The sequence below is a fragment of the Limnohabitans sp. DM1 genome (genome assembly GCF_001269385.1).
Lineage (GTDB): Bacteria > Pseudomonadota > Gammaproteobacteria > Burkholderiales > Burkholderiaceae_C > Limnohabitans_A.
The window spans coordinates 55,205-63,713 of sequence record NZ_CXOO01000054.1 but is presented as its reverse complement, the minus strand read 5'-3'; the positions used below and the strand labels follow the sequence as shown (position 1 = coordinate 63,713).

The 8,509-nt window shown below is 61.7% G+C and carries 4 protein-coding genes and 1 pseudogene; 1 reads left to right on the top strand and 4 read right to left on the bottom strand.

What is annotated here, in order from left to right; genetic code table 11:
• On the top strand, positions 1-748 hold a 748-nt coding region (locus tag AMM33_RS18705), incomplete at its 5' end, for an ISL3 family transposase (RefSeq protein ID WP_194945558.1).
• 13 nt (positions 749-761) lie between these two features.
• On the opposite strand, the pseudogene AMM33_RS18700 reads toward AMM33_RS18705, so the two are convergent.
• The 4 genes and pseudogenes from AMM33_RS18700 to AMM33_RS18685 form a co-directional block, all read right to left on the bottom strand.
• Positions 762-1,283 (bottom strand): annotated as a pseudogene (locus tag AMM33_RS18700) (SDR family NAD(P)-dependent oxidoreductase); the annotation flags it as partial.
• The gene (locus tag AMM33_RS18695; protein ID WP_090142774.1) at positions 1,280-4,387 is read right to left on the bottom strand and encodes an efflux RND transporter permease subunit; all 3,108 of its coding nucleotides are present in this window, start codon (positions 4,385-4,387) and stop codon (positions 1,280-1,282) included. The gene AMM33_RS18695 and the pseudogene AMM33_RS18700, both read right to left, overlap by 4 nt.
• A gap of 10 nt (positions 4,388-4,397) precedes the next feature.
• Positions 4,398-5,510, bottom strand: coding sequence for an efflux RND transporter periplasmic adaptor subunit (locus AMM33_RS18690; RefSeq protein WP_090142767.1), 1,113 nt, complete (start codon positions 5,508-5,510; stop codon positions 4,398-4,400).
• Between the two features lie 151 nt (positions 5,511-5,661).
• Positions 5,662-8,430 carry a TonB-dependent receptor plug domain-containing protein gene (locus tag AMM33_RS18685; RefSeq protein ID WP_090142766.1) on the bottom strand — a complete coding sequence of 923 codons (2,769 nt, stop codon included), beginning with the start codon at positions 8,428-8,430 and terminating at the stop codon, positions 5,662-5,664.
• Positions 8,431-8,509: the final 79 nt, after the last annotated feature.

Sequence of the window (8,509 nt, the reverse complement as noted above, 5' to 3'; positions counted from 1 at the left end):
CAGGGGACACAGCTACGTCACGCTGGCCGCTGATGCCGTTGCMAGGCGCGTGTTGTTTGTAACCGAAGGGCGCGATGCTAAAACCATCAAGGAACTGGCGTCCTACCTGGAAGACCATGGCTGCCCGTGCGAAAACATCATCCAGACCAGCATCGACATGTCGCCCGCCTTCATCTCGGGGGTTACCCAGCATTTGCCCAACGCCCGGATCACGTTTGACAAGTTTCACATCATCGGTCACGCAAGCACTGCAGTGGACAAGATGCGCCGGATCGAGCAGAAGACCGACAAGTCTCTCAAGGGCATGCGCTGGACTTTGCTCAAAGACACAGCCAAGCTCAAACCGGAGGCGGCAGCTGAACTGGATGCGTTGATGGCCAAGATGACCGTCAAACGCACGGCCAGGGCGTGGTCCTACAAAGAGCAGTTGCGTGAGATCCTTGATCGAAAGCAGATCAACGTTGTGCGAACCATGCTGGATCACTGGTGCACATGCGTGATGCGCTCCAAGGTCGAACCGATGAAGGACGTTGCCAAGATGATCCGCGCTCATATGGAAGGCATCGTGGCCTGGGCGCAGACACGCCAGACCAACGGATTCCTCGAAGCCATCAACGGTTTGTTCCAGGCATCCAAGCGTCGTGCGCGTGGGTTTACGCGAATCACAACGATCAAGACTGTCATCTTCTTGATCGCCGGGAGACTCGACTTCCACGCTATCAATCCTCATGCTGGGCAACCCACTTGAAATTCATCAGAGCCACATTGTTCATGCGCACGTTGTGCGCGGCGTGCTCATCGGCAAACAGTTTGGTGAAAGCGGCGAGACCTGCACGTGCCACCGCAGACGTTGGGAACATGGCGCTGGGCTCGACCACCCAGGCGCTGGAGATGTTGACGATGGCCCCCGCTTTTTGCTGGACCATGATGGGCGCCACCAGGCGCACAGCGCGCACCACGTTCAAGAAATACATGTCGAGCCCCAAGTGCCACTGCGCATCGGTCAACTCCAGCACCGGGCCCTTGGGGCCATGGCCTGCGCTGTTGACCAACACGTCGATGCGGCCCCAACGCGCCATGGTTTGATCGACCAGCTTTTGCAGGTCTTCGCTCGACTGGTTGGAACCCGTCAGCCCCAAGCCGCCCAACTCGCGGCCCAGCGCCTCGCCCTTGCCGGACGAAGACAACACCGCCACCTGAAAACCATCGTGCGCCAGCTTGCGCGCTGCGGCTGCGCCCATGCCACTGCCACCACCCACCACCATCGCCACTTTGCCGTTCATGTCTTGCTCCTTGTTTGTGTGATTTTTCTCAACATGCGGCCAGACCACTGGCCCAAATCATCCAGGTAAGTGAACACCACCGGGATCACCAACAAGCTCAGCACCGTGCTGGTGAGCAGGCCACCGATCACGGCAATCGCCATGGGCGAACGGAAGCTCGCATCGGCCGCGCCCCAGCCCACGGCAATCGGCAGCATGCCTGCGCCCATGGCAATGGTGGTCATGACAATCGGTCGGGCGCGTTTGTGGCACGCGTCGAGCAACGCGTCCCAGCGGCTCATGCCGGGCACTGCGGGGTGATCACCTTCAGCGGGTTTGCCGCGCCGCGCTTCAATGGCGTATTCGACCAGCAAGATGGAGTTTTTGGTCGCGATGCCCATGAGCATGATGAGGCCAATGAGCGAGGGCATCGAGAAGCTCTTTTGTGCAATCAGCAAGCCCACAAACGCGCCGCCCAGCGACAGCGGCAGCGCCGCCAAAATGGTGATGGGGTGCAAAAAGCCCTTGAACAACAACACCAGCACGATGTAGATGCACAGCACGCCGATCATCATGGCCAGGCCAAAGCTGGCAAAGAGTTCGCCCATGACCTCGGCGTCACCCACTTCCACGATCTTCACACCCGGCGGCAGGCTTTGCAGCGCAGGCAGCTTTTGCACCGCCGCTGTCACATCACCCAGCGGCATGCCAGAGAGTTCGATCTCGAAGTTGATGTTGCGCTGGCGGTCATAACGGTCAATCACCGCCGGGCCGCCCGCCACCTCGATGCTGGCCACTTGGCCCAGCATGACCGGGCCACGGCTGCCGGGCACCATCAGGCGCTCGAGCGTGGCCAGGTCTTGCCGCGACTCGTCGCCCAATTTCACGACGATGGGCACCTGGCGCTCTGACAAATTGAGCTTGGGCAAAGCCTGGTCGTAGTCGCCCAAAGTGGCCACGCGCAAGGTGTCGCTGATGGCTGCGCTGGTCACGCCCAAATCGGCGGCTTTGGCAAAGTCGGGGCGCACCGCGATCTCGGGGCGCACCAGGCTGGCAGTGGAGGCGATGGAGCCTAAGCCTGAAATGGTGCGCAGGTCGCGCTCCACCGCCATGGCGGCGGTTTGCAGGGCCTGCGGGTCTTCGCCGGTGAGCACCAACACGTATTTCTCGCCCGAGCCGCCCAGTCCCACCTTGGTGCGCACGCCGGGCAGTTGCTGCAAGGCCACCCGGATGTCGTTTTCAATCGCTTGCTTGCGCGGGCGTGTGCCGCGTTCGCTCAGCTGGATGGTGAGCGTGGCTTTGCGCACCTCGGCCGCACCGCCACCAGCAAACGGGTCAGAGCCCGCGCTGCCGCCGCCAATCGTGGTGTAGACGCTTTTCACGTCGTTCACCGTCATGAGCAGTGTGCGGGCGTGTTCGGCACTGGCCTGGGTTTGCGCCAAGGTGGAACCCGGAGGCAACTCCACATAGACCTGGGTTTGCGAGTTGTCGTCCGGCGGAATGAAGCCCTTGGGCAAGAGCGGCACCAGCATGATGGAGCCGATGAAAAACAGCGTGGCCAAGACCATGGTGACCAGGCGGTGCCGCATGCACCAAGTGGCCCAAACCATGTAGCGCTTGAGCCAGCCCGGCTCGTGCGCGGCCGTGACGATGGGCTTCAAGATGTAAGCCGCCATCATGGGCGTGAGCACCCGCGCCACCACCAGCGAGGCAAACACCGCCAGCGACGCCGTCCAGCCAAACTGCTTGAAGAACTTGCCCGGAATGCCGCTCATGAAAGCCGTGGGCAAAAACACCGCAATCAAAGTGAAGGTGGTGGCAATCACGGCCAGACCAATTTCATCGGCCGCCTCCATCGCTGCCTGATACGGCGACTTGCCCATGCGCAAATGGCGCACAATGTTTTCCACCTCGACAATCGCGTCGTCCACCAGCACGCCGATCACCAAAGACAGCGCCAGCAAAGTCACCACGTTGATGGAAAAGCCCAAGTAAGCCATGCCAATGAAGGCCGGGATGACCGACAGCGGCAGCGCCACCGCTGACACAAACGTGGCCCGCCAGTCGCGCAAAAACAGCCACACCACCAGCACCGCCAAAATCGCGCCTTCGTAAAGCAAAACGAGCGAGCCGTTGTATTCCTCTTCCACCGGGGTCACAAAGTCGAAGGATTCGGTGATCTCGATGTCCGGGTTTTGCAAGCGGTATTCGGCCAGCGCCTGGCGCACCAAACGGCCCACGGCCACCTCGCTCTCGCCCTTGCTGCGCACCACTTCAAAACCCACCACGGGCTTGCCATCCAGTGCGGCGGCAGACCGCGCATCGGCCAGGGTGTCGCTCACCGTGGCCACTTGGTCCAGGCGCACACTGCCGCCCCGCGATGTGGCCAGCTCGATTTGTCCGACTTCTTGCGCGGTCTTGACGGTGGCCAAGGTGCGCACGGGTTGTTCACCCGCGCCCACATCCATGCGCCCGCCCGAGCCTTCTTGCTGCACCTGCTTGAGCTGGCGCGACACTTCGGCCGCTGTGATGCCCAGCGACTGCAAGCGGTTCACGTCGAGCGCCACACGCACTTCGCGCGTCACGCCGCCCACGCGGTTCACGGCCCCCACACCGCGCAGCGACAAGAGTTTGCGGGTGATCTCTTTGTCCACCAGCCACGACAAGGCCTCGTCGTCCATGCGCGCCGAGCGCACGGTGTAGGCCAGCACGGGTGTACCGGCCAGGTTGAGCTTTTGCACCACCGGGTCACGCAGGTCGCCGGGCAAATCGGCCCGCACGCCCTGGATGGCCGAACGCACATCGTCCACCGCCTCCTGGCTGGGCTTTTCCATGCGGAACTCGGCGGTGATCGACACCACACCGTCTTGCACTTTGGTGGTGATGTGCTTGAGACCCTGCAGCGGGGCCATCGCGTTTTCGAGCTTGCGGGCCACATCGGTTTCGAGCTGCGAAGGCGCCACACCGGGTAGGCTGGCCGTCACAGAGATGGTGGGCACATCCAGATCGGGAAAGTTCTGCACCTTCATCGAGCCGAACGCGATCAGGCCCGCCACCGTCAGCAGCACAAACAGCATGACCGCCGGGATCGGGTTGCGGATCGACCAGGAAGAGACGTTGAGCATGGCGTCCCTTTTATTTGGTGGCTGGAGCTGTTTGAGCGGCTGGCGCATCCACCACGCGCACCGTGTCGCCGTGGTTCAGAAATGCACCACCACTGGCCACCACACGGGCATCGGCTTTCAGGCCGCTCGTCACCTCGACGCGGCCTGCACTTTGGCGTCCGGTTTGCACCTTGATCTGGCTGACTTTTTGGTCGGCCCCCACGGTGTAGACATAACTGAAACCGTCGCGCACCACCACCGCCGCTTGCGGCACGGTGAGCGCCTGGCTTTGGCCCAGCGCGATCTCGCCTTGGGCGTACATGCCTGCGCGGGCGCTGCCGGTTTGCGCGGGCAAGTCGACATAGACCAAGGCGTTGCGGGTTTGTGCATCGACCGAGGGCGCCACCATGCGCACTTTGCCCTGCAACAGCTGGCCACTGGCGGCTTTGACTTCCACGGGCGCACCCACCTGGATGCGGCCAATTTCGGCAGCCGTCACTTCAGCCCGCCACTCGATACGGCCCTGGCGAATCAAGCGGAACAACTCGGTGCCTGCGCCCACCACGCTGCCCACCGTGGCCTGCCTGGCCGAGATGACGCCCGCATCGGGCGCACGTACCTGGGTTTGCGCCAGGCGCACGTTTTGCAGCTGCACCATGGCGCGGGCGGACTGCACGCGGGCCACAGAAGAGGCCTCTGCGGCCAGCGCTTGGCTCAATTGCGCGTTGCTGAAAAAGCCTTGCTGCTGCAGGCTGCGGGCGCGTTCGGCCTGGGCTTTGGCCTCTTGGGCGCTGGCTGCAGCTTCGGCGAGCAGGGCTTCGGCCTGCGCCAGCTCGGCGCGCAAGCTGTCGGCCTGCAACACCGCCAACACATCGCCACGCTGCACCCGGTCGCCCACGTTCACACGCACCTCGGTGATCTTCAGGCCATTGGCCTCGGCCCCGATGACGGCTTCTTGCCAGGCGGCCAGATTGCCGTTGGCGCTGATCTTTTGCGCCAAACTGGCCGTTTGGGGGGTGGTCACGGTCACAGTGAGGGAAGGTTTGGCGGCGCTGGGGGCGGCAGGTGCCTGGCCTTGTGCCTGGATGCTCGCAAAAAAAGTCAGCCCGCACAGCAGGCCGATGATCCGGTATGGCTTGGTCATTGTTTCTCACACAAATAGTCGTTGAGCAAGTTTACGACCTGTGTCTTTTTACAGACGGCTTCCGTGGTTTTGGGCTCACGGGCCAGCGGCCATTGCGCTGCCGTGCTGCGCGCCATCCGGCCTCCCCTGTCCGTCGCAGCCCGTGCCAGGGTCAGAATCTGGCCACCAGGCCCACGCTGAAATTCCTGCCCCATAAAGCGTGCTCACGCGTGTTGAAGCCAAAAACCTGCCCAGCCGTGCTGGTGAAGGCTTGTGGCGCTTGGCGATTGAGCGCGTTGCCCAGGGTGGCCCGCAAACTCACAGCCGGGCTGATTTGGTAGGCCGCATGCAGGTCCAGCGTGGTGAAAGACGGGACCGCAAAACCCGTGAGGGGCGTGCTTTGCAAGGTGGCCAAGTTCACGCCGGATCGGTCCTGATCGGCATAGCCGGAGGTGTAATTGAGCGCCCCATGCAGGCTCCAAGTGGCCGTGCTAAGCCCCGCTATCCAGCGCAGCCGCAGGCGCGGGGTGATGGTGTCGGTGATGCTGTTGTAACGCGCCAGATCCGACACAAAAGCCTGACCGGGTGCGGACTGGTCTTGGGACTTGAGGTTGTACGTGCCCTGCACAAACAGGTTCCATTGGCCCATGTCGGTGGGCGCACGCCAGCGCACATCAAAATCAATGCCGGACTTTTTGCGCTGGCCAATGTTGTAGTTGGGCAAACGCATGGCCAGTGTCCCATTGCTTTGCATCAAATAGAACTTTTCATATTGGATCGGATCGGCGTACACGGCAGCATCGGCCATGGTGGAAATCACATCGCGCATGTCGATGGACCACCAGTCGGCGGTGACCGAGAAGTTGCGTGTGGGCCGGTAGGCCAAGCCCAATGACTTTTGTGTCGACAACTCGGGCTTCAAATCCGGATTGCCCGTGCCGTAAATGGTCATCGCACTTTTGGCACAAGACACCGTGCGGTCCTGACTGGTGCTGAGCCTGGCCGCCACCGACAGCATGTCCGGGCTGCATTCATTGATGTACGTCGTTGTGCCAACGGCATACAGTTTGCTGACATCCTGCATTTGCGCCAGTGACGGTGCCCGAAATCCGGTGCCCCAGGACACCCTGGCCGACCAGCCGTTGTCGAAGTCGTAACGCGAGGCCAGTTTGCTGTTGTGCGTGGTGCCCAAATCGCTGTAACGGTCCCAGCGTGTGGATGCGGTCACGTCCCACTGCGGGGTCACAGGCAGCTGAAGCTCCAGATATGCGGCCTGAATGTCACGTTCGGCCTGAAAACTCGGCTGCTGCTCCGTGTTCGACACGTGCCGATAGTCCGTGCCTTCGCGCCGCCACTCCAGGCCTGTGCCCAACATCACATCCTTGCCCTCGATCTCCATGAGCGGGCGCGATGCCCTGACATGGCCGACGGTGGTGTGGGTGGTGCCCTCGTCCCAGGTGTTCCAGACGTTGCGCAAGCCATTGAGTGTGGCCGTCAAGGGGTTGTCAGCCGTCAGGGGTTTGAGCATGTTCGGATCGGTCAAGACCCGGCCACTGACCAAGCCCTGACCCACAAAGTCCGTGACCTCCAGTCTGCGGGTCACTTTCGCCTGAGCCCTGTACAACTCGGCTTTGTAGTCCCAGCCGGCCCATTCCCCTTTGAGACCTGTGGCCACACGCCAGTTGTTTTGTTCATAGGCCCGTTTGAGGCCGTGCAGCAAACTCGGCGACCACAGAAACTGGGTTTTGGCAGGATCAAGGCCCGCACGCAGTGCCTCTTGGACACCCACCGAATCGGGGGACGGGCCCAAGCTGTAAACCAGTTGCCGCCAGCCTTGCCCCGCCATTTCGCCGTCAGTCAGTTGTGCGTGCAAGACTTCGGCATAGGCGGTGGTGCCATCGCCCAGCCATTTTTCCCCATGGAGCAAGAGCTTGCGGCTGTCTTGTTGGGGGTAAATGGTCAATGCCGAGTAAGCGTTGTACTGGCACGATGGCTGGCCGAGCATGGGCACATAGCCGCTGGGGCACTGTCCGTCCTGGTGCAGCAAGCTGAACACCTTTCTGGGCGTTCCGTCGGCCGCATTGGCAGGCTGAAAGAACACACCCGGGGTGGCGTACGAGGTCAGGCGTCCGCCGTCGATGGCGTACTGCTGCCCATCGCGCTCCACCACATACCGGCCTTGGGCGTATTGGGGTCGCTCGCTGCCTTGCAACGGGTCCCGATGAAACAACTCGGCCGTCAGCCGCAGGCTGTAGCCATCTTTTCTCAAACTGCCCTTGCCCGCGTTCAAGGTGATTTGATGGCCTTGGCCACCGCCTTGCGAGGTGCCCAATGTTTCCGCCGCGATTTCAAAACCCTTTTGCTCGGTGCGCGTGATGATGTTGATCACCCCCGCGATGGCATCCGATCCGTAGAGCGACGATGCCCCGTCCGACAGGATCTCGATTTTTTCAATGGCCGACAAAGGCACGGTGTTGATGTCCACACTGGGCCGGTCCACACCGAACACACTTTGGCGACCATAAGAGGACAGCCGTTTGCCATTGAGCAAAAGCAGCGTTCCGGCGGGCAAGCCGCGCAAGGAGGCCGTGGTGTAACCGCCAATGGTTGTGGTCATGGCGGCGCTGTTGACCACCATGGACATGATGGGCAGCTTGTGCAGCACGTCAACCATGCTGCTGGCGCCGGAGCGCCGGATGTCGTCGCGCGTGATCACCTGCACCGGCAGGGCCTGGGTCTGCTCCTTGCGCACGATGGACGAGCCGGTGATTTCGACCTTTTCAAACTGGCGGTATTCGAGGGCCGTGTCCACCACCTGGACAGGAGGGTAGGTGGTTGGTGACTGCGCCATGTTTTGCGCCCAAGCGACGGGCAAAACGCAAGTGGACGCCAACAACAGGGAAACCCGTTGTATTTTGTAGGGTGAGAAAGATCTTTTCATGGCCGACTCCCAGCGCGCAATTGGGCTCTGAAGAGTCGGATTTTGACACCTATAAAACTTTAAGTCTCATAAATTGAGA

Excerpts from the sequence above, each read along its gene's own strand:
- AMM33_RS18695 (WP_090142774.1), bottom strand. The coding sequence starts at position 4,387 with ATGCTCAACGTCTCTTCCTGGTCGATCCGCAACCCGATCCCGGCGGTC.
- AMM33_RS18690 (WP_090142767.1), bottom strand. The coding sequence starts at position 5,510 with ATGACCAAGCCATACCGGATCATCGGCCTGCTGTGCGGGCTGACTTTT.
- AMM33_RS18685 (WP_090142766.1), bottom strand. The coding sequence starts at position 8,430 with ATGAAAAGATCTTTCTCACCCTACAAAATACAACGGGTTTCCCTGTTG.